This window comes from Sphingomonas arantia (assembly GCF_042682045.1).
GTDB classification, from domain to species: Bacteria; Pseudomonadota; Alphaproteobacteria; order Sphingomonadales; family Sphingomonadaceae; genus Sphingomonas_R; species Sphingomonas_R arantia.
Genome location: NZ_JBHUGS010000002.1, coordinates 415,959 through 440,003 on the forward strand (window position 1 = coordinate 415,959; position 24,045 = coordinate 440,003).

Annotated in this window: 17 protein-coding genes; 10 read left to right on the forward strand and 7 right to left on the reverse strand. The window is 68.7% G+C overall.

Annotation, left to right across the window (positions count from 1 at the left end):
- Positions 1-16: 16 nt before the first annotated feature.
- Positions 17-1,906, forward strand: a complete 1,890-nt coding sequence (locus ACFSGX_RS07715; protein ID WP_380928835.1) for an AsmA family protein — start codon at positions 17-19, stop codon at positions 1,904-1,906.
- Between the two features lie 303 nt (positions 1,907-2,209).
- Here ACFSGX_RS07715 and ACFSGX_RS07720 read toward each other — a convergent pair whose 3' ends face one another.
- Positions 2,210-4,489: an EAL domain-containing protein gene (locus ACFSGX_RS07720; RefSeq protein ID WP_380928837.1), complete on the reverse strand. Its 2,280-nt coding sequence runs from the start codon at positions 4,487-4,489 to the stop codon at positions 2,210-2,212.
- A 132-nt stretch (positions 4,490-4,621) separates the two neighbouring features.
- Positions 4,622-6,289, reverse strand: coding sequence for a M28 family metallopeptidase (locus tag ACFSGX_RS07725; protein ID WP_380928838.1), 1,668 nt, complete (start codon positions 6,287-6,289; stop codon positions 4,622-4,624).
- Between the two features lie 120 nt (positions 6,290-6,409).
- Here ACFSGX_RS07725 and parE point away from each other — a divergent pair, with 120 nt between their 5' ends.
- The 6 genes from parE (at position 6,410) to ACFSGX_RS07755 (ending at position 15,745) form a co-directional block, all read left to right on the forward strand.
- Positions 6,410-8,398: a DNA topoisomerase IV subunit B gene (gene parE / locus ACFSGX_RS07730; protein WP_380928840.1), complete on the forward strand. Its 1,989-nt coding sequence runs from the start codon at positions 6,410-6,412 to the stop codon at positions 8,396-8,398.
- A gap of 72 nt (positions 8,399-8,470) precedes the next feature.
- Positions 8,471-9,085, forward strand: coding sequence for a TetR/AcrR family transcriptional regulator (locus tag ACFSGX_RS07735; RefSeq protein ID WP_380928842.1), 615 nt, complete (start codon positions 8,471-8,473; stop codon positions 9,083-9,085).
- 302 nt (positions 9,086-9,387) lie between these two features.
- Positions 9,388-9,798 carry a hypothetical protein gene (locus tag ACFSGX_RS07740; protein WP_380928843.1) on the forward strand — a complete coding sequence of 137 codons (411 nt, stop codon included), beginning with the start codon at positions 9,388-9,390 and terminating at the stop codon, positions 9,796-9,798.
- Positions 9,795-11,057, forward strand: coding sequence for an efflux RND transporter periplasmic adaptor subunit (locus ACFSGX_RS07745; RefSeq protein WP_380928844.1), 1,263 nt, complete (start codon positions 9,795-9,797; stop codon positions 11,055-11,057). Before ACFSGX_RS07740 ends, ACFSGX_RS07745 begins: the two co-directional genes overlap by 4 nt.
- Positions 11,058-11,149: 92 nt before the next feature.
- Complete coding sequence (locus tag ACFSGX_RS07750) at positions 11,150-14,326, forward strand: efflux RND transporter permease subunit (protein ID WP_380928846.1); 3,177 nt, start codon at positions 11,150-11,152, stop codon at positions 14,324-14,326.
- A 12-nt stretch (positions 14,327-14,338) separates the two neighbouring features.
- The gene (locus ACFSGX_RS07755; protein ID WP_380928848.1) at positions 14,339-15,745 is read left to right on the forward strand and encodes an efflux transporter outer membrane subunit; all 1,407 of its coding nucleotides are present in this window, start codon (positions 14,339-14,341) and stop codon (positions 15,743-15,745) included.
- Positions 15,746-15,798: 53 nt separating this feature from the next.
- Here ACFSGX_RS07755 and ACFSGX_RS07760 read toward each other — a convergent pair whose 3' ends face one another.
- The 5 genes from ACFSGX_RS07760 to radA all read right to left on the reverse strand — a co-directional run bounded on the left by ACFSGX_RS07760 (position 15,799) and on the right by radA (position 20,478).
- On the reverse strand, positions 15,799-16,134 hold the full coding sequence (locus tag ACFSGX_RS07760; RefSeq protein WP_380928849.1) for a DUF423 domain-containing protein: 336 nt from the start codon (positions 16,132-16,134) through the stop codon (positions 15,799-15,801).
- The gene (locus tag ACFSGX_RS07765; RefSeq protein WP_380930013.1) at positions 16,131-17,864 is read right to left on the reverse strand and encodes a monovalent cation:proton antiporter-2 (CPA2) family protein; all 1,734 of its coding nucleotides are present in this window, start codon (positions 17,862-17,864) and stop codon (positions 16,131-16,133) included. The genes ACFSGX_RS07760 and ACFSGX_RS07765 overlap by 4 nt, the downstream gene beginning before the upstream one ends.
- 44 nt (positions 17,865-17,908) lie before the next feature.
- Entirely contained in the window at positions 17,909-18,340 is a 432-nt protein-coding gene (locus ACFSGX_RS07770) for an iron-sulfur cluster assembly scaffold protein (protein WP_380928851.1), read from the reverse strand.
- A gap of 223 nt (positions 18,341-18,563) precedes the next feature.
- A complete protein-coding gene (locus tag ACFSGX_RS07775; protein ID WP_380928853.1) occupies positions 18,564-19,094 on the reverse strand; it encodes a CvpA family protein in 531 nt (176 codons plus the stop codon).
- Positions 19,095-19,104: 10 nt separating this feature from the next.
- Complete coding sequence (gene radA / locus ACFSGX_RS07780; RefSeq protein WP_157177194.1) at positions 19,105-20,478, reverse strand: DNA repair protein RadA; 1,374 nt, start codon at positions 20,476-20,478, stop codon at positions 19,105-19,107.
- 125 nt (positions 20,479-20,603) lie between these two features.
- Between radA and ACFSGX_RS07785 the strand changes: the two genes are divergently transcribed.
- The 3 genes from ACFSGX_RS07785 (at position 20,604) to pyrF (ending at position 23,998) form a co-directional block, all read left to right on the forward strand.
- Complete coding sequence (locus ACFSGX_RS07785; protein ID WP_380928854.1) at positions 20,604-22,865, forward strand: patatin-like protein; 2,262 nt, start codon at positions 20,604-20,606, stop codon at positions 22,863-22,865.
- Between the two features lie 90 nt (positions 22,866-22,955).
- Positions 22,956-23,327, forward strand: a complete 372-nt coding sequence (locus ACFSGX_RS07790) for a hypothetical protein (RefSeq protein ID WP_380928855.1) — start codon at positions 22,956-22,958, stop codon at positions 23,325-23,327.
- The gene (pyrF, locus tag ACFSGX_RS07795; protein WP_380928856.1) at positions 23,324-23,998 is read left to right on the forward strand and encodes an orotidine-5'-phosphate decarboxylase; all 675 of its coding nucleotides are present in this window, start codon (positions 23,324-23,326) and stop codon (positions 23,996-23,998) included. The genes ACFSGX_RS07790 and pyrF overlap by 4 nt, the downstream gene beginning before the upstream one ends.
- The last annotated feature ends 47 nt before the right edge of the window (positions 23,999-24,045 follow it).

Genomic DNA, 24,045 nt, shown 5'->3' on the forward strand with positions numbered 1-24,045 from the left:
TGCGTCCTGACAGGACATGACGCAGATTAAGTTCACCCGCCCTGCCCGCCTGTTGGCCGGCGTTTCGATCGTCGCGGCGGCGGGCGTGGTGGCGGTCGGGGCATTCCCGTGGGGGGTGTTCCGCGGGCCGATCGAGCAGCGCCTGTCCGCGCGGGTCGGGCGGCCGGTGACGATCGGCGCGATCGAGCGGGTCGACGCATTCGGCTTTTCGCCGACGGTGCGGATCAGGGATGTCCGCGTTCCACAGCCGAGCTGGGCCGGGCGTGGCGACATGCTGCGCGTGGCGGAGGCGACGGTGCGGTTTCCGATCGGGCCGCTGATCCGCGGCAAGCTGTTGCCGACGGCGGTCGATGTGGCGGGTTTGCGGCTGGTGGCGGTGCGCGATGGGCGTGGGCGCTGGAACCTGGATGGCGGCGGTTCCGCTGGCGACGACAGCGGCGATATTCCGCGTATCCGTCAGCTGCGGGTTCGGGACAGCGAGGTGCGGATCGTCGATGCGCGGCGGCGGCTGGACCTGGAGGCGACCCTGTCGGCGGATGCACGGTCCGGGGTGCGGATCGCGGGGCGTGGGACGTTGCGTGGTGCAGCGGTGCGGGTCGTGGCGACGGGCGGTGCGCTAAACGATCTCGATCCGGACGCGCGCTATCCCTTCGGACTGTCGGTGGTGTCGCCGGCGGTGACGCTCGAGGCGCGGGGCATGATGGATCATCCGCTCGACGTGGCGCATCTGGCGGCGCGGGTGACGTCGCGCGGGGATGATCTGAAGTCGCTCGACGCCATCGTCCAGGCGGGCATTCCGGCGACGCAGGACTATGTGCTGCGGGCCGACGTACGGCGTGACGGGTCGACCTGGGCCTTTCGGCGGATGGTTGGGACGCTCGGCCATTCCGACGTGGCGGGTACGCTGACGGTGTCGAAGCGCGCGGGGCGGAGTTTCCTCGATGCGACGGTGCGGTCGCGGCGGTTCGATTTCGACGATCTGGCGTCCGCTGCGGCGCAAGCCCGGGCGGCGGCGCGGGAGCGCGTGACGGGTCGGCGGGTGCTGCCCAATACGCCGATCCGGCTGGACAAGCTGGTCCATACCGATGGCCGACTGCGGTTCGTGGCGGAGCGGCTGGTGATGCCGCCGGGGAGCCGGTTCCGGAGCCTGTCGGCGACGCTGACGCTCGATCGGCAGCGGCTGGTGGTGGCGCCGTTGCGGGTGGGCATGACGCACGGGTCGCTCGACGGGAGTATCGCGGTCGACCACCGGGCGGGCGGCGATCCGCGGCTCGCGATGCGGCTGGCCATGCGCGGGGCGCGGATCGAGGATGTGCTGACCACGGTGGCGGAGGCGTCGGGGCCGCTGGAGGGGCGGATCGCGCTCGACGGCAGCGGCTCGACGATCAGGTCTGCGCTGGGGCGGTCGTCGGGGACGATTGGGCTGGTCGCGCGCGAAGGCTTGGTCGCGCGGACCCTGGCGACGCTGGCGGTGGGCGATCTGTTGCGCGGCGCGGTGCTGGCGATCGATGGCGATGGTGCCACCGTGCCGATCCGGTGTCTGATCGGGCGGTTCACGGTGCGCGGCGGACGGATGTCGCCAGCGCCGGTGCTGATCGATACGCCGGTCATGCGCGCCGATGCGCGGGGCAGCGTGGACCTGGCGACGGAGCGGCTGGCGCTGATGTTCGATGGGCGGTCGAAGCGGCCGGACCTGATCCAGTCTGCGGCGCCCGTGCGGGTGTCCGGCACGCTGGCGGACCCGAAGCTCGATGTGACGCCGCCCGATCCGGTCGGCCACAAGCGCGGCCTGCTGAGCAAGATCGGAACGTTCCTGAAGACGATCCGAACCCGCGGTGATGAGGGTCGTGGTGTCCGCGCGCCGGATGCGGACTGCTCGCGTCTCGAACGGCTCGCGCTTCGGTGATCTAGTCTACTTACATTCCGCATTGACCGTTTCCCCGCGGTCAAAACGAAAAATTCATTTTGTCACAATCATGCGACCGGAGTCGGTAGGAAGCCCCGGATCGCTCCAGGGCTTCCATGGGATCAGCCTTCCTGACCGCCGCCGATGCCGTCGTGGTTGTCGCCGTACCACCAATCCCAGATGCCCCACTTGAGCTGTGCTGGCTTCTTCATCGCAAATTCCCCTGAACTGTCGTGCGACCGACTCGCAACGACAGGGAGGAATTTACTGAATCAACAATATGGTTACCAACAAATTAACCAATTAAGCGGCCGTTCGCCGCCGTTCCTTTAGGAGCAGACGGCTGAGCGCGCCAAACTTCATCGGCCGACCGGTCAGATAGCCTTGCACGAGGTCGCACCCCATGACGCGCAAGGCCCGCAGCGTTTCCTCGCGTTCCACGCCCTCGGCGACGACGCTCTGGCCGAGCGAGTGCGCCATCTGGATCGTTGATCGCACCATCACCGCATCGCTCCGGCTGTGATCGATTGCGTCGATGAAGCTACGGTCGATCTTGATTTCGGTGGCCGGGATCGTCCGCAGATTTTCGAGATTCGAATAGCCCGTCCCGTAATCGTCGATCGAAAGCACGACGCCGATCAGCCGCAACCGGTTCAACACCGCGATCGAGTGCGCGCTGTTCGCCACGGCGACTGTTTCGGTAATCTCGAGCGTCAGCAGGTTGGATGCCAGACCATGCTCGGTCAGGATCGACGATACGCGCTCGACAAGTTCGGGATCGTCCAGCAACCGCGCGGACAGGTTGACCGCGATCCCGAAACTGATGCCGTGGCTGTTGATCGCAGCCGCGGCGCGGATCGCGGTTTCGAGGACGTGATAGGTGAGCTTGCCGATCCGGTTCTGCTGTTCGGCCATGGGGATGAAATCGACCGGGCTGATCGGTCCCTTTTCCGGATGGCTCCATCGGACGAGCGCTTCACTCCCCACGATGCGACCGGACGCCAGGTCGATCTTGGGCTGATAGGCGACCCAGATCTCCCCGCTGTCGATCGCCGCGTCGAGCCGACCGAGCAGCGACAGGCGCCACGCGGAGTCGTCTTCCTGTTCGGGCTCGTGCAGCTTCCAGTGCAGTCCGGCGTCCGCGGCGGCGTCGGCCGCCATCAGGGCGCCGCCCAGCCGGTTGAACGGCGACGAGTCCGGATCGGACGCCAGACCGAAGGTGATGGCCAGATCGAACCGCCGATCGTCGATCGAGATCGGATTGCGGAACAGGGCGTGGAGCGCGTCGAACTGGTCCGACGTGAACGACACCGTTTCGCACGGCATCAGCCAGGCGAAGATGCCCTCGTCGCCCTGATAGATCGTCGCCCCGCCGCTGCCGAGCGCAAGGCGGCGCGCAATCTGTTCGACCAATGCGCGTTCCTTCTCCTCCGGCAGGGTCGCCGAAATCTCCGGGAAGTTCCGGACGCGCGCGGCCACCAGCGCCACGTCCGGCGCGTTGTCGACGGCCCGTAGCGCGTTCAGATTGGGCAGGCCCGAGACCACGTTGACGACCGACCGACGACGGGCCGCCTCGCGATAGGCGAACCAGAGCGACGTGCCACCGATCGCCGCCAGCAGCGCCAGTGTCGGCACGATCTCCACAAAGATCAGTTCGCGATCGAGCATGAAGGGTGCGGCGACGGCAACGATCGTCCCCAATATGTAGACGATCACCCGAAAGCGCCGCCGCCGGATGAAGGACGCCACGAACGCAACGATCAGTGCCACGCTGAGCGGGACGAACCAGGGGATGTCGGTTGCCGATCCGTTCCGCAGCGTCTCCGCGCCGAGCACATGAAGGATGACGCCGGAAACCAGACCGATGTTCGGGACCAGGAAGTTGTTTCCGGCGCGTGCGGAGGTCAGGCCGACAACGACGTCCCGTCCCGCGATAGCCCGTTTAGGAACCGCCCCGGACAGGACGTCCTGGGCATTGACGATCGGTATCGATGACAGGTTGGTCGCGTAATCGATCGGATACTGGCTTCCCGCCGAACCCTCTCGATTTGCCAGGAGCGCCGAGAAGGACGGGGTGACGCCCATATCGCTCTTCATGGCGTAAGGCAGACGGCGGACCGTCCCTTCGGCATCGAAATTCAGATTGATGCTCGATACGCTGGTAACCGGCTTGAACAAAAGCGCGGGCGCGAAATAGGCGCGCACCCTGGTGATCGGATCGATGGTGAACCCGACCGGCAGGATGATCGGTGCCTTCGACCGTCGCATGGCGCTGACCAGTAGAGCGTCGTCCACGGGATCGGACAGCGTCGTGAAGTTGACGCTGATGAATATGCGTCCGGCCCCTTCCGCGTTCAGACGATCGATCAGGGTCGCGTAGAACCGCCGCGGCAAAGGCCATTGTTGTGCCGCGCTCATCGTCCGGTCGTCGATCGCCACGACGACGATCTGCCCCGAAACCGGATGGTCCCGGACGCGATCGCGGAGGAAGCGGAGCATATGTTCGAGCGGTGCGCCGGCCTGCAACAGGCCGAACAGCATGGATCCGAGCGCAATCCAGAACAGCGGTCGCCGTTGAAACACACGTGGCCTTTCGCGGTTGCGCCGGCGAGGACGCGAAAGGGATGCCGGGCTCATGCGGCACCGATGCCCGATATTGGTTATCAAACCATCAATAGACGGGGGTCGAAACGGGATCGAAACGATCTTTTCTGCTTATTTGGCCGGTTGACCGGGGGCCTGCTTGCGTTGCGCCGCGCTTTCGTTGCGGATCGCGGCGAATTCCGATCCGGCGCGCCAGTCGGGCCAGCGCGTGCCGTTTGCCAGGTTCGTGGCGATTGTCCTGACCAATTCGGTATCGGCGGCGGCCCCGCGAAGGTCCCATTTTGCGTCCCACGCGTCGCAGGTCTGGTGGTAGCATTTCATATAGTCGCGCAGCCAGGCGTCGCCCGCCGCGCGGCCGCCCGCGACCAAGTCCGGTCCGCCGCCGAGCGCCATCAACAGCAGCGTCGGTACGCCCCGCCTGGCGAGCGAGAAATGGTCGGCGCGGTAGAACAGTCCGCGTTCGGGGAGCGACTCGGGCGTCACGCGGCGGCCTTGCGCGGTGGCGGCGCGGGCGAGGTCGTCCTCCAGCGCGTTCTGCCCCTGCCCCACCAGGATGACGTCGCGCGCCGGCCCCGCGGTCTGCAGCACGTCGAGCGTCAGGTTCGCGACGGTGTGGTCGATCGGGTAGATCGGGTCGGTCGCGTAGGTTTCGGAGCCGAGCAGCCCGCGCTCCTCCCCGCTCCACAGCGCGAACACCAGGCTGCGCGCCCGCTTCGGCCCGGTCGCGAAACCGCGCGCGAGTTCGAGCACGCCGGCAACGCCCAGCGCATCGTCGTTGGCGCCCGGCCGGACGGTGCGGCCCTGCGCGTCGGGCGTGCCCTTGCCGTACGCGTCCCAGTGCGCGCCGATCATGACCGTTTCGTCCGGCCGCGTGGCGCCGGGGATACGCGCGAGCACATTGCGGCTTTCGACGCGCTCCTGCTTGACGGACAGGTCGGCGCTGAACGTCAGCGCGCGCATCGCCACCGGGCGGAACGTGCGGCTGCGCGCCCGGACCCGTTCGGCGGCGAGGTCCAGCCCGGCGCGGGCGAACAGCGCGGTGGCGGCCTCGCCCGAGAGCCAGCCCTGCAACGGCACGCGCGCGTTCGGATCGGTGCGGATGATGTCGTAATTCTCTCCACCGGGCGCGGTGACCGTGTCCCAGCCATAGCCGGCGCCGGCGGTGTCGTGGACGATCAGCGCGGCGATCGCCCCGCGACGGGCGGCTTCCTCGTACTTGTAGGTCCAGCGGCCGTAATAGGTCATGCGGCGGTCGCCGAACTTACCCTTCGCGTCGTCGCCCGCCATGGCCTCGAAATCGGGGTCGTTGACCAGGAACACCGCAACCTTGCCCTTCAGGTCGACGCCCTTGAAATCGTCCCACTGGCGCTCCGGCGCGGAGACGCCGTAGCCGACGAACACCATCGGGGCCTTGTCGATCGCGACGCGGTCGACCGGGCGGACCGTGCTGACATAGACGTCGCGGCCGCGGACCAGCGGTTGGCCGGAGACGGTGATGGTGCCGCCGGGCGCGACCTGCGTGCGGACGAGCGGCACGGGCTGCGTCCAGCTGCCGCCGCGGCCGCCGGGTTGCAGGCCCATCGCCTTGAACTGCGCGACCAGCCAGTCGACCGTGCGGGTTTCGCCGGGCGTGCCGGGTGCACGGCCCTCGAACGCGTCGGACGCGAGCACCTTCACCGAGGCGGACATCCGCTCAGGCGAGATCGTGGGCGCGGCAGACGCCCCCGTGGCCAGCATCGCCGCCAGCGCGACGCCGCAGCGCCATCCAGATCCGATCATGTTCGTTCCCCTTGGTCAGTCGCCTGCGTCGGTAGCGTGGTGAAGGCCCATCGCGCCAGTCCGGATCGGACGAGCGGAGAAGGCTGACAGGCGCATTCGTTCCCGCTATGGTCCTCCATAATGTCCGCCGACGATCTCTTTGCCGCAGCGCCCGCCACCGGTTCGGGCGATTATGACGCGTCGTCGATCGAGGTGCTGGAGGGGCTGGAGCCGGTCCGCCGCCGGCCCGGCATGTATATCGGCGGGACGGACGAGCGCGCGTTCCACCATCTGGCGGCCGAGGTGCTCGACAACGCGATGGACGAGGCGGTCGCGGGCCACGCCAACCGCATCGACATGGCGCTGGGTGCTGGCAACCGGTTGACCATCGTCGACAACGGGCGCGGCATCCCGGTCGATCCGCATCCGAAATTCCCCGGCAAGTCCGCGCTCGAGGTGATCCTGACCACGCTCCATTCGGGCGGCAAGTTCAGCGACAAGGCCTATGCCACGTCGGGCGGCCTGCACGGCGTCGGCGTGTCGGTGGTGAACGCGCTGTCGTCCGACACGGTGATCGAGGTCGCGCGCAACCGTGCGCTGTACCGCCAGAGCTTTTCGCGCGGCCTGCCGACGAGCGAGCTGATCGAGGTGGGTGGCGCGCCCAACCGTCGCGGGACGAGCGTCGCGTTCACGCCCGACACGGAGATCTTCGGCGAGGCGGCGGGGTTCAAGCCGGCCCGGCTGTACCGGCTCGCGCGGTCGAAGGCCTATCTCTATGCCGGCGTCGAGATACGCTGGCGCTGCGATCCCGCGCTGCTGACCGACGAGACGCCGGCCGAAGCCGTGTTCCAGTTTCCGGGCGGGCTGTCGGACTATCTTGCCGAGCAGCTGGGCGACCGCGAGACCGCGACGACCAGTTTCTTTGCGGGCAAGCAGGACTTTCCCGGCACCGCGGGGCGCGTCGAGTGGGCGGTCGCGTGGCCTTTGTGGTCGGAGGGGTCGTACACCTATTATTGCAACACCATCCCGACGCCCGATGGCGGGACGCACGAACAGGGCCTGCGCGCGGCGCTGACCAAGGGGATCCGCGCGTTCGGGGCGCTGGTCGGGCAGAAGAAGGCGACCGACATCCAGGCGGAGGACATCGCGGTCGGCTGCGAGCTGATGCTGTCGGTCTTCATCCGCGATCCGCAGTTCCAGAGCCAGACGAAGGACCGGCTGACCAGCCCGGAGGCCGCGCGGCTTGTCGAGAATGCGGTGCGCGACCATTTCGACCATTATCTGACCGACGATATGGCGCGCGGCCGCGCGCTGCTCGGGTTCGTGCTCGACCGGATGGACGACCGGCTGCGCCGCAAGGCGGAGCGCGAGGTGAAGCGCAAGACGGCGACGTCGAAGCGCTCGCTCCGCCTGCCCGGCAAGCTGACCGATTGCGCGTCGGACAGCCCCGCCGGCACCGAATTGTTCATCGTCGAAGGCGACAGCGCGGGCGGTTCGGCCAAGCAGGCGCGCGACCGCAAGACGCAGGCGGTGCTGCCGATCCGCGGCAAGATCCTGAACGTCGCCTCCGCCAACCGGGCGAAGATCGGTGCGAACAGCGAGATCGGCGATCTGATCCAGGCGCTCGGCTGCGGCACGGGAAAGACGTGCGATCCCACGCTGCTGCGTTACGAGCGGATCGTGATCATGACCGACGCGGACGTCGACGGCGCGCATATCGCGACGTTGCTGATGACGTTCTTCTTTCAGGAGATGCCGGACTTGGTGAGACGCGGGCATCTGCATCTGGCGCAGCCGCCGCTGTACCGGCTGACCGCGGGCGGCAAGTCCGCCTATGCGCGCGACGATGCGCACCGGGCGGTGCTGGAGAAGGGGAAGGATTTCCGGGGAAAGAAGGTCGACGTCTCGCGCTTTAAAGGGTTGGGCGAGATGAACCCGCAGCAGTTGCGCGAAACGACGATGGACCCGAAGAGCCGTTCGATGCTGAAGATTGTGCTGCCGGCGGATTATGAGGAGCGGTCCGCGGTGCGCGACCTGGTCGATCGGCTGATGGGCAAGCATGCCGAGCACCGCTTTGCGTTCATCCAGGCGAACGCCGCGAAGCTGGACGAAGACGCGATCGATGCGTGAGGCCGGGGTCGCGCCCCGACACCGAAGTGTCACACTGGACGCGCGCTGCTGCTGCACTATATACCGTTCGGTATGAATAGCTTGTCCAAGATCTCGATCTGCAAGGGTCGCCCGCGCGAGTTCGATCTCGAAACCGCGCTGGCGGCTGCGCTCCGCGTGTTCTGGAAGAACGGTTACGAGGCCGCGTCGATGGCCGAGCTGACCGCCGCGATGGGGATCACCAAGCCGAGTCTGTATGCCGCGTTCGGCAACAAGGAGGCGCTGTTCCACAAGGCGCTCGACCTCTACGAGCGCGAGAAACTGGCCTACATGACCTCCGCGGTCGAAGCGCCGACCGCGCGTGCGGTGGCGGAACGGCTGCTGCACGGCGCGTTGCAGATGCAGACCAGCACTTGCGACCCCAAGGGTTGCCTGGGCGTCATCAGCACGGCGGCCTGCGGAGTCGAGGCCGAGCCGATCAAGGCGGAGGTGATGAAGCGCCGCGCGTCGTCCGAGGCGGCGATTGTGCGGCGATTCGAGCAGGCGAAAGCCGACGGCGAGTTTCCCGAGGGGCTCGAGCCTGCCGCGCTCGTCCGCTACCTGTTTGCGATCATGTCGGGCATGGCGTTGCAGGGCGGGTCCGGTGCCACGGCCGCGGAACTGCGCCAACTGGTCGAAACCAGCATGGCGGTCTGGCCCACCAAATAAATCTACCGCGCGGTACAAAAGCCGATTGACGCGATGAACCTCAGGTTTATATACCGACTGGTATCGAAGCAGTCCCCCGCAACGGGGTCCGCAGACGGGGGACCAGCGACCATGACACTGAGCACCTGACCTTACGGCTTCGGCCGTTTCCAACACCCATCATTGACCGGATACCGCGTGTCGCCCGTGCGATCGCGCATGTCCTCCTGCGTCCGCCGCGTGGCGCATCGCCGACGGATCGTCCGTCGGTGGCTGCCGGCGCACGTCCCCGCTCCACCGCCTTGAACCGCAAGGAATTTTCCATGGCCTATCTGGACATCGACGACATGTTCGCACCCGCCGCCCGCACCTTCGCCTCCGCGCCCGCCACGATCAGCCCCGCCGCGACGGCGGATGCCGGATTCCGCCCGCTGGAATGGAGCGTGATCGCGCTGGCCAAGCGCGACACGCTGCGCAGTCTCAGCGAACCGAGCCGGCTGTCGCGCGCGATGGGGAGTTTGTTCGGGCAGGAGACGCCCTCGCGGCTCGCCGACCCGCGGCTGGAGGCGCTGCGCCGGATGGCGGTCTATGCGTGGCGGCACGGCTTCGCGCTGCCCAAGGCGGAAATCGAGCGGTTCCTGTCCGCCGGGTTTCAGGAACAGCAGATCGAGACATTGGTCACCAGCGTGACCGGCATGCGTGTGAGCGCCACGAAGCGGAGCCGATCGGCATGAATATGGATACCCCGATTTCGCGGACGGACGCGGTGCAACCCGATGCGCGCCGCCGCCGGCCGAGCTGGCAGCGCGGCGCGATGGTGCTGGTGCCGGTCGCGCTGCTCGGTGCGGTTGGTGTGAAGCTGTTCGACCAGCCCAATGCGGCGGTGGCAGCCCCTGCCCCGCCCGCGGTGACGGTGGCGGCGCCGCTCGTCCGCCAGGTGAGCGAGTGGGACGATTATGTCGGGCGGTTCGCCCCGAGCCGCACGGTCGAGATCCGACCGCGCGTGGCGGGCGAGGTGACCGCCGTTCATTTCCGCGACGGCGAGATCGTCCGCAAGGGCCAGCTGCTGTTCACGATCGATCCGCGGCCGTTCGCCGCTTCACTGGCCGAGGCGCGCGCTAATGCGGCCAGCGCGTCGAGCGCGCTGACGCTGGCGCGCACCGATCTCGGTCGCGCGCAGCGGCTCGTCGCGGACGAGGCGGTGTCGGCGGGTGAGGTCGACGCGTTGCGTGGTCGGTTGCAGGCGGCGCAGGCGGCGCTCGCGGCGGCCAATGCGCGGGTCCGGGCGCGGGCGCTCGACGTGTCGTTCACGCAGGTTCGCGCCCCGATCGGCGGGCGGATTTCCGACCGCCGCGTCGATGCGGGCAACCAAGTGGCGGGCGGCGAAGGCACCGGCGGCACCGTGCTGACCACGATCAACGCGCTCGATCCGATCTACTTCACGTTCGACGGGTCGGAAGCGCTGTTCCTCAAGGGCCAGCGCGCACGGCGTGCCGGGGCGGCGCCTGCCGCGGTCGAGATCCGGTTGCAGGACGAGGCGGAGCATCGCTGGCACGGGCGGCTCGACTTCACCGACAACGGGCTCGACCAGCGATCGGGCACGATCCGCGGGCGGGCCGTGCTGTCCAACCCCAATTATTTCCTGACGCCCGGCATGTTCGGCAATATGCGGCTGGCAAGCGTCGGCACGCGGACCGCGATGCTGGTGCCCGACGACGCCGTCCAGACCGATCAGGCGCGCAAGATCCTGCTGACCGTCGACCGCCGCAACATGGTGGTGGCGAAGCCGGTCGAGCTCGGCCCGGTGGTCGGCGGGCTGCGCATCGTGCGGTCGGGGATTGGCCCCGACGACCGGATCGTCATCACCGGCACGCAGATGGCGATGCCCGGATCGCCGGTGCAGCCCAAGCCCGGGCGCATCACGCCGCAGGCCGCGGTGGCGACGCCGACGGCGGTCCAGCCGGTCGCGGGCGAGGCCACGCTGGCCAGCTGACCTAGGCTCAGCCCACTCTGATCGACCTCCCGACCTCGCCCACCAGGGCGGGGACGGCGGACCGCGCCCCCTCCTGTTCGAGGACAGACATCATGCGCTTCTCGCGCTTCTTCATCACCCGGCCGATCTTTGCGGCCGTCATCGCGGTCATCATCACCATCGTGGGCGCGATCGCGTACCTGGCGCTCCCGGTGTCGCAATATCCCGACATCGTGCCGCCGACCGTGACGGTCAGCGCGACCTATCCCGGTGCGTCGGCCGAAACGGTCGCCGAAACCGTGGCCGCGCCGATCGAACAGGAGATCAACGGCGTCGACAACATGCTGTACCAGTCGTCGCAATCGACCGGGGACGGCAATGTCACGATCACCGTGACGTTCAAGATCGGCACCGATCTGGATGCGGCCCAGGTGTTGGTCCAGAACCGCGTCTCGGTGGCCGTGCCGCGATTGCCGGAGGATGTGCAGCGGCTGGGCGTGGTGACGCGCAAGACGTCGCCCGACTTCCTGATGGTGGTGAACCTCGTGTCGCCCGACCGGTCGCTCGATCGCGGCTATATCTCGAACTATGCGCTGACCCAGGTGCGCGACCGGTTGAGCCGGATCGACGGCGTGGGCGACGTGCGGCTATTCGGTGCGCGCGACTATGCGATGCGCGTCTGGATCGATCCGGGCCGGGCGGCGGCGCTGGACCTGACCGCGGGCGAGATCGTCGCGGCGTTGCGCGCCCAGAACGTCCAGGTCGCGGCCGGGACGCTCGGGCAGCCGCCTTATGATCAGGGTGCCGCGTTCCAGCTGAACGTCGAGACGCAGGGCCGGCTGACCGATCCAAAGCAGTTCGCCGACGTCGTGATCCGCACCGATGCGCAGGGCCGCCAGGTCCGCGTGTCCGACGTCGCGCGGGTCGAGCTGGGCGCGCAGGATTACGGCGCCAACACCTATCTGAGCGGCGAGCCGACGGTCATCGCCGCGGTGTTCCAGCGCCCCGGATCAAACGCGCTGGCCGCGGCCGAGGCGGTCAATGCCGAGATGGAAACAATGTCAAAGAAGTTTCCCAAGGGCCTGGAATATCGCGTTATCTATAACCCAACCGAGTTCATCGCGCAGTCGATCGACGCGGTGAAGCATACGCTGATCGAGGCGATGTTCCTCGTCGTGCTCGTGATCCTGGTGTTCCTCCAGAAATGGCGTGCGGCGATCATCCCGATCGTGGCGATCCCGGTCTCGCTGATCGGGACCTTCGCAGTGCTGGCGGCGGCGGGCTATAGTCTCAACAACCTGTCGCTGTTCGGGCTGGTGCTGGCGATCGGCATCGTGGTCGACGATGCGATCGTGGTGGTCGAGAATGTCGAGCGCAACCTGGAGCATGGCCTGACCCCGCTGGAGGCGGCGCGGACGTCGATGGACGAGGTGTCGGGTGCGCTCGTCGCGATCGTGCTGGTGCTGTGCGCGGTGTTCGTGCCGACGGTGTTCCTGACCGGGTTGTCGGGTGCGTTCTACCGCCAGTTCGCGGTTACGATCTCGACCGCGACGATCATCTCGCTGCTGCTGTCGCTGACGCTGTCGCCGGCGCTCGCCGCGATGCTGCTGAAGCCGAACGAGACGAGCGAGAGCGGTAACCGGCTGGTCCGCGTGACGCGTCGGGCGGGCGACTGGTTCAATCGCGGGTTCGAGCGGATGAGCGACGCCTATGCGCGGCTGACCGCGAAGCTGGTGGCCGCGCCGAAGCGGATGATGATCGGCTATGCCGCGCTGATCGCGGTGACCGCCGCGGTATTCGCGGTGACGCCGACCGGGTTCGTGCCGGCACAGGATCAGGGCTATTTCCTGACCGTGATCCAGTTGCCGTCCGGCGCGTCGGTCGAGCGGACCGATGCGGTGATGCAGAAGGTCGCCAAGCGCATCCTGCCGCTGGCCGGCGTGAAGGGGGCGGTGATGCTCGCCGGGTTCGACGGACCGTCGCAGACGCTCGCACCGAATTCAGCCGCGGCCTATATCCCGTTGAAAAGCTTCGAGGAACGCCAGGAACTCGGCGTGACGTTCGCCGGGATCATGGACGAGGCGCGCAAGGCGACCGGCGATATCACCGAAGCACGGTTGCTGATCATCCCGCCGCCGCTGATCCAGGGGATCGGTTCCGCGGGCGGATACCGGCTGATGGTGCAGGACCAGGGTGGCCATGGCTATCAGGAGCTGGGCAAGACGGCGGGCGGGCTGATCGGCCAGGCGAACCAGACGAAGGGGCTGGCGCAGGTCTTCACCTTCTTCGACACCGCCACGCCGCGCATCTTCGCCGATGTCGACCGTGCCAAGGCCAATCTGCTGGGTGTCCCGCCGGAGCGTGTGTTCGAGGCGTTGCAGGTCTATCTCGGTTCGGCATTCGTCAATGATTTCAACCTGCTGGGGCGGACATATCGCGTCACGGCCCAAGCCGATGCGCCGTTCCGTGCCACCACCGCGGACATCGCCAACCTGAAGACGCGGTCGAACAGCGGTGCGATGGTGCCGGTCGGGTCGGTCTCCACGTTCCGCGACAAGACCGGCCCGTACCGCGTCGTGCGTTACAATCTGTTCCCCGCGGTGGAAGTGGACGGCGACACGGCGCCCGGTTTCTCGTCCGGCCAGTCGCTGGTCGCGATGGAGAAGCTGGCCGAGACCGCCCTGCCCGCCGGCTATGCCAGCGAGTGGACCGGGATCGCGTTCCAGCAGAAGTCGGCGGGCAGTACCGCGGCGATCGTGTTCGGGATGGCGGTGCTGTTCGTCTTCCTGGTGCTCGCCGCGCAATATGAGAGCCTGACCCTGCCGCTGGCGATCATCCTGATCGTGCCAATGTGTCTGCTTGCCGCGATGACCGGCGTGAACCTGCGGGGGATGGACAATAATGTCCTGACGCAGATCGGGCTGGTCGTGCTGATCGCGCTGGCGGCGAAGAACGCGATCCTGGTCGTGGAGTTCGCCAAGCAGGCGGAGGACCGCGACGGGCTGACCCCGATGGAGGCGGCGGTACGCGCGGCGCGGGACCGGTTGCGGCCGATCCTGATGACCAGCTTCGCGTTCATCCTCGGCACCGTGCCGCTGGTGATCGCGAAGGGCGCGGGCGCCGAACTGCGCCAAGCACTCGGGACCGCGGTGTTCTTCGGCATGATCGGGGTGACCGGGTTCGGTCTGCTCTTCACGCCCACCTTCTACGTCGTCGCGCGTGCGCTGGCCCTGCGGTTCGAACGCCGCCGGACACGGCACGCGACGCCGACCCTCCAGCCCGCCGAATAGGGAATCAATACGATGAAGACCGCCCTCCTCGCCACGCTGTCGACGCTGGCGCTCGCCGCCTGCGCCGCGGGTCCCGACTATCATGCGCCGGTGACGCCGCCGCGTGCGGCCGCCGCCTTCTCCACCGTCACGCCGGCCGCGACCGCGGAGGCACCGGCCGACGACTGGTGGCGGATGTACCGCGATCCGGTGCTCGACGGGCTCGTCGCCGATGCGCTGGCGGCGAACACCGATATCCGCGTGGCGGTGGCGCGGCTCGATCGCGCGCGATCGGTGCTGCGCGCTGCGCGGACCGAGCGCCAGCCGCAGGTCGATTTAGGTGCGAGCGGCACCTATGGCCGCGCGTCGCAGCTTCAGTCGCTGCCGGGGTTCGATCGTGAGCGGGCGACCTACGATGTTGGGCTCGACGTGAGTTACGAGGTCGACCTGGCCGGGCGGATCAGCCGCAATATCGAGTCCGCGCGCGGCGATGTGGGGGCCGCGGCGGCGGATGCCGATGCGGTCCGCGTGTCGATCGTGGCGGAAACGACGCGCGCCTATGTCGACGCCGCCTCGTCCGCGGAACGACTGGCGGTGGCGCAGCGGATCGTCGGGCTGCTCGACCGGTCGGCGGTGCTGACCGGCAAGCGCGTCGATGCGGGGCGTGCGGCGCGGCTGGATCAGGTCCGGATCGCGGCGTTGCGCGATCAGCGTGCCGCGCTCGTGCCGCAGATCGCGGCGGAGCGGCAGGCGGCGCTGTTCCGGCTGGCGACGCTGACCGGGCGCGTGCCGCAGGACCTGCCCGCCGCGGCGGGGGCGCGGACGACGACGCCGCGGCTGGACCGGCCGATCCCGATCGGCGACGGGGCGGCGCTGCTCGCGCGGCGGCCGGACGTGCGCGCGGCCGAACGCCGGCTGGCGGCGGCGACCGCGCGGATCGGGGTGGCGGCGGCGGATCTGTATCCGCGGATTTCGTTGGGCGGACAGGTCGGGTCGACCGCGGTCGCGGCGAGCGATCTGTTCAGCGGTGGGCCGATCCGCTGGCTGCTCGGGCCGCTATTGAACTGGTCGCTGAACCAGTCGGCGGCGCGCGCGCGGATCGCCGGGGCGGAGGCCGATACCCGTGGTGCGCTCGCAACGTTCGACGGTAACGTGCTGAATGCGTTACAGGAAACCGAGACAGCGCTGTCGAACTATGCGCGCGAGCTGGACCGGCGGACGCAGCTCCAGTCGGCGCGCAATAACGCCGAACGCGCCGCCCGCATCACCCGCGCCCGCCAGCGCGAAGGCCAGATCGACTTCCTCGAAGTGCTCGATGCGGAGCGGACCTTTGCCGATACGGACGCGGACCTGGCGACTGCCGACGCCCGGATCGCCGCCGCGCAGGTCGATCTGTTCCGCTCACTGGGTGGCGGGTGGCAGCAGGCCGGCGGGGTTTGATCTGATAGGGCCGACGGACGTCAGCGGCCCTACCTCTTCGTTTGGGCTAAAGCTCAGCCGCGCAGCATCGCGACGGCGAGCCACAACCAGCCGACGATCAGCACCAGCCCGCCCAAGGGCGTGACGAACCAGATCGCCTTGGCCGGCACGCCATACGCCATCGCGTAGAGTGAGCCAGAAAACAGCGCGGCGCCCGCGACGAACAGGGCCGCCGGCCAGCGCCCGCCCGGCATCCCCATCACCACCAGCGCGGCAACCGCGTGGACCATCTGATAGTGCGAGCCGGTGCGGAGCCATTCCGCCGCTTCGCCAACCGCGCCATGCGCGCCGCGTGCGCCGGCCATGACCGCGATCGCGCCCGACAGCGCGGCCAATGCTCCGATCATCATGCTTCAGGCTCAACGGTGCGGATCGAGCGTTCTGGGGTGAACATCATTTCCTTGCCCGAATGGAGGTCGCCCGACTTGCCCTGTTCCGTTAGGCGGAGCGCGTCGCGCTTGCGATATTCCGCCTCGGCCCGGTCGATCGCGTCGTCCGCGACACCGACCGCTTCGAGCGCCTTGCGGCCCATGCAGACCGCGGATTCGAACACTTCACGCGTGACGCCGGCCAGATCGAGCCGGTTGAGCCGGATCAGGTGGCGGCGGTCGAACGCGCGGACCAGGATGGCGGCGTGCGGGAATGCCTCCAGTACGGGCTTGAGCGTCTCGGGGGACACCGGATCGCCGTCCATGCAGAACACGATGGTGCGCGCGTCGTCGGCGCCGGCCTGACGCAGCAGGTCGAGCCGTGTGCCGTCGCCGTAGAAGACCTTCGACCCGAAATCGCTGCTGCGGTCGACCTGCGTTGCGGACACGTCGATCAGCGTGACGGAGACTGCCTTCGCCATCAGCATCTGCGCCACGGTCTGGCCGAAGCGGCCGTAGCCGACGACGATCGCGCTGGCCGGCATCGCAGCGCTCGGCCCGTCGAGATCGTCGCGTTCCGGGCCGGTACCGCCGCGGTTGAACCAGCGCGCGATGATCATCAGGAACGGCGTGGTCGCCATCGACAGCGTGACGACCGCGCCAAACAGGCTAGCCGCCTCGGGCTGGATCAGCTGCGCCGCGCGCGCCTGCGCGAACAGCACGAAGCCGAACTCGCCGCCCTGGCTGAGCAGGAGACCGAGTGCGAGCGCAGGGCGCGTCTCCACACCGAACACGCGGGCGAGGCCGAAGATGACGCCCGACTTCACCGCGATGACCGCGATGGCCAGCCCGATGACGAATAGCGGCCGCGACATCACGACGTTCAGGTCGAGCATCATGCCGACCGACAGGAAGAAGAGCCCGAGCAGGATGGTGCGGAACGGCTCGACGTCGGCCTCCAGCTCATGCCGGTAGGGCGAGTCCGCCAGCATGACGCCGGCGATGAACGCGCCGAGCGCGGTCGAGAGATGAAGCGCCTCCATCACGCCGGCCGCGGCGAGCACGGTGAACAGACCGGCGGCGACGAACAGCTCGCGCTCGCCGAGATGGCCGATCAGCCGGAACAGCGGGTTGAGGAGGTAGCGCCCGGCCAGCACCAGCCCGACGACCGCACCGACGGTGTAGAGTGCGAGCATATAACCCGGCGGCGCGGCGGGATCGGCCGGCGCGCGGGACAGGGCCGCAATGATCGTAATAAGCGGGACGATCGACAGGTCCTGGAACAGCAGGACGGAGAAGGCGCGTTCACCGAACGGGGTGTTCATCCGGCCGGCGGAGCGCAGCATGGGCAGCACCTGAGCCGTCGAGGATAGCGCGAGCGGCAGGCCGAGCGCGAGCGCCGCCTCCCAGCTGAAGCCCGCGAACGCCAGGATGATGCCGCTGATCGCCAACCCGCAGGCGACGACCTGACCGAGTCCGAAGCCGAAGATGTCGCGTCTCAGCCGCCAGAGCCTGGTCGGGTGGAGTTCGAGCCCAACAAGGAACAGCAAGAGGACGATGCCGAGTTCGGCGATCCCGAACTTGCCCTCGACATCGCCGATCAGCTTCATCCCCTGCGGTCCGATGACCGCGCCGGCGACGAGGTATCCCAGCACGGCGCCGATGCCGAGCCGGCGGAACAGCAGCACGAATAGCAGCGCGGCGCCCAGCATGATGACGCCGTCATGCACCCAGTTGGCGGCGCTGTGGGCCTCGTTCACGGCTTCGCTTCCGCTTGCCGCGCCGCATCGGCGACCGCCTCGAACGCAAGCCGGATCGAGGCGTGCCGCGCGGTGTAGGGCCGCGCCGGTTCGAAAATGTCGAGGCCGGGCCATTCGCCGGGGGTTTCGCGATCGCCTGCAAGGTAGGCGGTGAGGTCGGCGCGGGCGGCCTCCAGTTCGTCGGGCGTGCGGCCCATCGCGGCGGCGCCCATCAGCGAGGCGGATGCTTGGCCCAGAGCGCAGGCGCGGACCTCCTGGCCGATCGCGTTCACCCGCCCCTCCCCGTCCAGCGCCACGTCGACGATGATCCGGCTCCCGCAAACGGGCGATCGTTTCTCGGATGTGCCGTCGGGGGCGTCGAGCCGGACCTGATGGGGAATGCTCGTCGCAAGGCGGAGGATGGTCTGGTTGTAGAGCGGTGCTGACATGGGCCGGTATGTAGGGCGTCGAAGGGACAGCGCATAGCCCTCCACCCACCGGGGGGAGGGTTGGGTGGGGGGATTGGCTGGGTGGTTGATTGCCTTTTGTGGAGGTTCGGCGACCGGTCCCGACGTTCGCTTTTCCTTACTGCATGGCCTCCTGGAACACCGTCGGCCTGAGCCGAAGCCCCCCACCCCGACCCTCCCCCCGGTGGGGGGAGGGAGTCTTGGGCTACTCAGTTGTCGCCGGCTTCGGGTCCAGTTTCCGGCGGGCGGCGACATAGTCCACGATCGCCTTGCCGCTCGCGTTGAGGAGAGAATAGCTGCGAGAGTCGCGGATCCAGTCGGGGCGGGTTGCGGCACCGCCGTAGAGCGTGTCGTAGACCAGCGTTACGGCCAGGAAGAGCAAGGTCGCGCCGATCAGGCCTTTCAGAGCGCCGAAGCCGAAGCCGAGCAGGCGGTCGAGCGGGCCGAGGACCGATTGTCGCGTCCGGCGGCCGAGCGCGCGGGCGACGAGTTTGCCGCCGGCGAACACGACGAGGAAGATCAGCGCAAAGGCAAGGACGGAGGCCCCGGCGCGCGTGCCGACCGGGCCGACGAGCAACTCGGCCAGCGCGGGATGGAAGAATTTGAGTGCCAGGATCGCGGCGACCCAGGCGAACAGCGAAAGCACTTCGGTCACGAAGCCGCGCAGGATGCCGAGAACCGCGCCGCCGCCGACGAGCAGGATCACGACGATATCGAGGGCGGTGAGCGCTGGCATGCGCCTACCGCTAACCCCGACCCAGCAGCCGGTCAACGAGGGCGGCGAGCGTCGAGTAGCCGCGCATCGACAGGCCGGAGGGCGCCTCCGCCAGCGACGCGGGCACGAGCGCCTGGGTGAAACCGAGCTTGGCGGCCTCCTTCAGCCGCAGCCCACCATGGGCCACGGGGCGGACCTCGCCGGACAGCGACACCTCGCCGAACGCGACCATTTCGGACGGGATCGGCTGTTCCGCCAACGCCGAGACGAGCGCGGCCGCAACCGCCAGGTCGGCGGCGGGATCGATGACGCGGTAGCCGCCGGCGATGTTGAGATAGACCTCGGCGGTCGAGAAACTGAGCCCGCAGCGCGCCTCTAGCACGGCCAAAATCATGGCGAGCCGCCCCGAATCCCAGCCTACGACCGCGCGGCGCGGGGTGGCGCCGGAGGCGAGCCGCACGACGAGTGCCTGGATTTCGACCAGCACGGGGCGCGTGCCCTCCATCGCCGGGAACACCGCCGCGCCGGACACCGATTCGCCGCGCGTCGTGAGGAACAAAGCGGACGGGTTCGAGACTTCGTCCAGCCCGGCCTCGGCCATCGCGAACACGCCGATCTCGTCGGTGCCGCCGAAGCGGTTCTTGATGGCGCGCAGGATGCGGTACTGGTGGCTGCGTTCGCCTTCGAACGACAGCACGGTGTCGACCATATGTTCGAGCACACGCGGGCCGGCGATCGATCCATCCTTGGTCACATGGCCGACGAGCACGAGCGCGCAGCCGCTTTCCTTGGCATAGCGGACCAGTTCGTGGGCAGACGCGCGGACCTGGCTGACCGTGCCGGGCGCACCCTCGATCAGGTCGCTGTGCATCGTCTGGATCGAGTCGATGACGAGCATGTCGGGCGCCTCGGCGCGTTCCAGCGTGGTGAGGATATCGCGGACCGAGGTCGCCGCGCCGAGCTGCACCGGCGCGTTGCCGCAACCCAACCGGCGGGCGCGAAGCCGGACCTGATCGGCGGCTTCCTCGCCCGAGACATAGGCGACCGACTTGCCGGCCAGCGCGAGTTTCGCCGCGGCCTGTAGGAGCAGCGTCGACTTGCCGATGCCCGGATCACCGCCGATCAGCGTGGCGGACCCGGCCACGAACCCGCCGCCGAGCGCACGGTCGAACTCGGCGATTCCGGTCGGCATCCGTTCGGGCAGCGCGACGTCGGTGTCGAGCGCGGACATCATGACGAGGTTGCCGCCGCCGCGCAGGTTGTGCTTGGCGGAGAAAGGCGTCTTGGCCCCGCCCGCATCCTCGACCAGCGTGTTCCATTGCAGGCAGTCGACGCACTGCCCCTGCCACTTGTTCGCCACCGCCCCGCAGGATTGGCAGACATAACGCTTCTGCGGCTTGGCCATGCAAACTCCAGTTGGAACGAAATAGGAACGTAGCGGGGAACGGGACGGGTTTCCAGTCCTGACCGCGTGGCGCGGTGCGGTCGAGGCACTTTCGCTCAGGCACGCGGCGTGCCACCTTGCCGGTCATGCGGGAGAAGGAACTGAGGCTGGCGCTGGTCTGCTACGGCGGGATCAGCCTGGCGGTGTACATGCACGGCATCACGCGCGAGATCTGGCATCTCGCCCGCGCGAGCCGCGCCTATCATGCGGGCGAGGCGGCGGATGGCGCGAGCGAGGCGGTGTACCGCGACCTGATCGGCGAGATCGAGGCGGCGACCGGCACGCGGTTGCGCGTGCTGGTCGATATCGTCGCGGGGGCGAGCGCGGGCGGGATCAACGGGATCTTCCTGGGCCAGGCGATCGCGACCGGGCAGTCGCTGGATCCGCTGACCGACCTGTGGCTGAACAATGCGGATGTCGACCGGCTAATGGCGGACGACCGGCCAGCCGGCGCGATATCGAAGCGGCTGTCGCGGCTGTGGGCGTCGCCGCTCGCGCGTTATGCCGCCGGGCGCGCGGCGACCGAGACGCTGGACCCGGCGGTGCAGGCGGAGGTGCGCGCGAAGCTGATCCAGTTCGTGCAGGCGCGGTGGTTCGCGCCGCCGTTCGGGGGTGCGCGGTTCACGACGCTGCTGCTCGACGCGATGGGGGCGATGGCGGGCACGGGTGACGGGCGGTCGCTGCTACCCGACGGGCACCCGCTCGACCTGTTCGTGACGGTCACCGATTTCCGCGGGCATCCGGAGCGGCTCACGCTGCATTCGCCGCCGGAGATTGTCGAGACGGAACATCGCCTTACGCTGGCTTTCTCGACACGTGATGAGGATGGTGCGGGGCTCGGCGAGATCCCGGCGCTGGTGTTCGCGGGGCGTGCGACGGCGAGTTTTCCGGGGGCGTTCCCGCCGTTCACGGTGGGCGAGTTGGATGCGGTGCTGGCGGAGCGCGGGCAGGACTGGCCGGGGCGTGGTGCGTTCCTGACGCGCGCCCTGCCCCGGCTGGCGGCGATCGACGCGGTGGAGAGCGCGGTGCTGATCGACGGATCGGTGCTGAGCAACGCGCCGTTCCGCCCGGCGATCGAGGCGTTGCGCAACCGGCCGGCGGCGCGCGAGGTGGACCGGCGCTTCGTCTATATCGATCCGAAACCCAATATCCGCTCGGTCCACATGACCGGTGGCGACGGCATCGAGCCGCCAGGTTTCTTCCAGACCATATTGGGCGCGATGTCCGACATTCCGCGCGAACAGCCGATCCGCGACAATCTGGAGGCGATCGCGGCGCGGTCCGCGCGGATTGCAGATGCCGCCGCTACGATCGCCGCGGTACGCCCGGAGGTGGAGGCCGCGATCGACGATGCGCTGGGGGGCACGATCTTCCTGACGCGGCCGACGCCGGCGCGGATCGCGGGGTGGCGGGCGAAGGCCAACATGCTGGCGGTGAAGCGCGCAGGGTTCACCTTTGCGGGTTACGGTCATCTGAAGCTGGCGTCGGTGATAGACCGGCTGGCAACCCTGTTCGCGGAGGGCGGTGCGCAGGATCGCGATGCGGTGCGCGTGGCGTTGTGGACGCATGTCCGCGCGGTCGGGATCGCCGGGCCGGGCGCGGACGATGCGGCGTTCGTCCAGTTCATGCGCGCGCACGACCTGGAGTTCCGCGTGCGGCGGCTGCGGTTCGTGGCGGAACAGGTGCCGGACGTACCGCCGCCCGGTTGCCCGGCGGACCTGATCGAGGCGATGCGCAGCGCGTTGTTCGCGGCGCTCGCTCCCTATCTGGACCAGCGTGCGCCGAAGCTGCGCGACATGGCGGACGTGCTGGACGATCCCGCTGCGGCGTTGGCGGCGCTGGCCGATGCGACCGACCTGCGCGCGATCGACGACCGCGCCGACGCCACACTGTGCGCCGCGCTGCTGCCCCTGCCGCGGCCCGAGCGGCGGCGTATCCTGCTCGCCTATCTCGGCTTTCCTTTCTACGACATCGCGACGCTGCCGCTGCTGCGCGGCGACCACCGCGACGAGTTCAACCCGGTGAAGGTCGACCGGATCGCGCCCGACGACGCGAGCGCGATCCGCGCCGGCGGGGCGGAGGCGACGCTGAAGGGGATCGCGTTCAACAGTTTCGGCGCGTTCTTCAGCCGGGCGTGGCGCGAGAACGACTATCTTTGGGGGCGGCTGCACGGGATCGACCGGCTGGTGGACATTCTGATCTCCACGCTGCCCGCCGGGACGACATTGCCGCCGGGGCATGTCGCGCTGCTGAAGACGCGGGCGTTCCGTGCGGTGCTGGCGGAGGAGCGCGGGCGGTTGACGGCGATCCCCGAGCTGTTCGCGACCCTGGAGCGCGAGATCGGGTGAAGGGCCACCTCTCCCCCGCCCGCTTGCGCGCCCTCTTGTTCTGGCGCGGCATCGCCGTAGAAGAAGCGGCATGACGCGGAGGGCGATGCCATGCAATTCCTGAGAACCCTGTTCTGGGTGGTGCTCGCGGTGATCGCGGTGATCTTCGCGACGAAGAACTGGACGACGGCGCAGGTGAACCTGTGGGGCGGCATCGTGGCGGACGTGAAGCTGCCGGTGCTGCTGCTGCTCGCCTACCTGGTCGGCGTCGTGCCGCCGACGATCCTGTACCATGCCAGTCGCTGGCGCCTGCGCCGCCGGCTGGACAGCGCGGAACGGACGATCGCGGAACTGCGCCCGGCCGCCGCGACGCCCGCCGCGACGCGCGAGCCGTTGTTTCCGGATCCGGTCGACGTGGCGATGCCGACCGCATACTCCCCGCCCCCGCCCGCACCGCCGCTGATCCCGGGGTCACCGGCATGAGCGGCTGCATCTATGTCGCGCTCGACACGACGGACCTTGCCCGTGCGAAGGGGATCGCGACGAAGGTCCGCAACCATGTCGGCGGGATCAAGCTGGGCCTCGAATTCTTCATGGCGAACGGCCAGGCCGGGGTGCGCGAGATGGCGGCGCTCGGCCTGCCGGTGTTCCTCGACCTGAAGCTGCACGATATTCCGAACACGGTGGCCAAGGCGATCCAGGCGCTGCGCCCGCTCGACCCCGCGATCCTGACCGTTCACGCCGCGGGCGGCCGCGCGATGATGGAGGATGCGAAGGCCGCCGCCCCGCCGGGGACGAAGGTGGTCGCGGTGACCGTGCTGACCTCGCTCGACGGCAGCGACCTGGCCGCGATCGGCGTGCCGGACGATCCGCATGCGCAGGTCGCGCGGCTGGCGGCGCTGGCGCGCGAGGCCGGGATCGACGGCATCGTGTGTTCCGGCGCGGAAGTGGCGGCGGCGAAAAAGGCGTGGCCGCGGGGCTTCTTCGTCGTGCCCGGCGTGCGTCCGGCGGGCGGCGATGCGGGCGATCAGAAGCGGATGATGACGCCGGCCGCCGCGCGGCGTGCGGGTGCGTCGATCCTGGTGATCGGCCGGCCGATCACGGCGGCGGAGGATCCGGACGCCGCGGCGCGGGCGATCGAGGCGACGCTTTAGGGGCGGCTGCCTCTCCGTTGTCCAACTGACCAACCCTGTCCATGCCG

What these genes read in the sequence shown, in the direction of transcription:
- ACFSGX_RS07715 (WP_380928835.1), top strand. Translation starts at nt 17, where the DNA reads ATGACGCAGATTAAGTTCACCCGCCCTGCCCGCCTGTTGGCCGGCGTT.
- ACFSGX_RS07725 (WP_380928838.1), bottom strand. Translation starts at nt 6,289, where the DNA reads ATGATCGGATCTGGATGGCGCTGCGGCGTCGCGCTGGCGGCGATGCTG.
- parE (WP_380928840.1), top strand. Translation starts at nt 6,410, where the DNA reads ATGTCCGCCGACGATCTCTTTGCCGCAGCGCCCGCCACCGGTTCGGGC.
- ACFSGX_RS07735 (WP_380928842.1), top strand. Translation starts at nt 8,471, where the DNA reads ATGAATAGCTTGTCCAAGATCTCGATCTGCAAGGGTCGCCCGCGCGAG.
- ACFSGX_RS07740 (WP_380928843.1), top strand. Translation starts at nt 9,388, where the DNA reads ATGGCCTATCTGGACATCGACGACATGTTCGCACCCGCCGCCCGCACC.
- ACFSGX_RS07745 (WP_380928844.1), top strand. Translation starts at nt 9,795, where the DNA reads ATGAATATGGATACCCCGATTTCGCGGACGGACGCGGTGCAACCCGAT.
- ACFSGX_RS07750 (WP_380928846.1), top strand. Translation starts at nt 11,150, where the DNA reads ATGCGCTTCTCGCGCTTCTTCATCACCCGGCCGATCTTTGCGGCCGTC.
- ACFSGX_RS07755 (WP_380928848.1), top strand. Translation starts at nt 14,339, where the DNA reads ATGAAGACCGCCCTCCTCGCCACGCTGTCGACGCTGGCGCTCGCCGCC.
- ACFSGX_RS07760 (WP_380928849.1), bottom strand. Translation starts at nt 16,134, where the DNA reads ATGATGATCGGAGCATTGGCCGCGCTGTCGGGCGCGATCGCGGTCATG.
- ACFSGX_RS07765 (WP_380930013.1), bottom strand. Translation starts at nt 17,864, where the DNA reads ATGCTGGGCGCCGCGCTGCTATTCGTGCTGCTGTTCCGCCGGCTCGGC.
- ACFSGX_RS07770 (WP_380928851.1), bottom strand. Translation starts at nt 18,340, where the DNA reads ATGTCAGCACCGCTCTACAACCAGACCATCCTCCGCCTTGCGACGAGC.
- ACFSGX_RS07775 (WP_380928853.1), bottom strand. Translation starts at nt 19,094, where the DNA reads ATGCCAGCGCTCACCGCCCTCGATATCGTCGTGATCCTGCTCGTCGGC.
- radA (WP_157177194.1), bottom strand. Translation starts at nt 20,478, where the DNA reads ATGGCCAAGCCGCAGAAGCGTTATGTCTGCCAATCCTGCGGGGCGGTG.
- ACFSGX_RS07785 (WP_380928854.1), top strand. Translation starts at nt 20,604, where the DNA reads ATGCGGGAGAAGGAACTGAGGCTGGCGCTGGTCTGCTACGGCGGGATC.
- ACFSGX_RS07790 (WP_380928855.1), top strand. Translation starts at nt 22,956, where the DNA reads ATGCAATTCCTGAGAACCCTGTTCTGGGTGGTGCTCGCGGTGATCGCG.
- pyrF (WP_380928856.1), top strand. Translation starts at nt 23,324, where the DNA reads ATGAGCGGCTGCATCTATGTCGCGCTCGACACGACGGACCTTGCCCGT.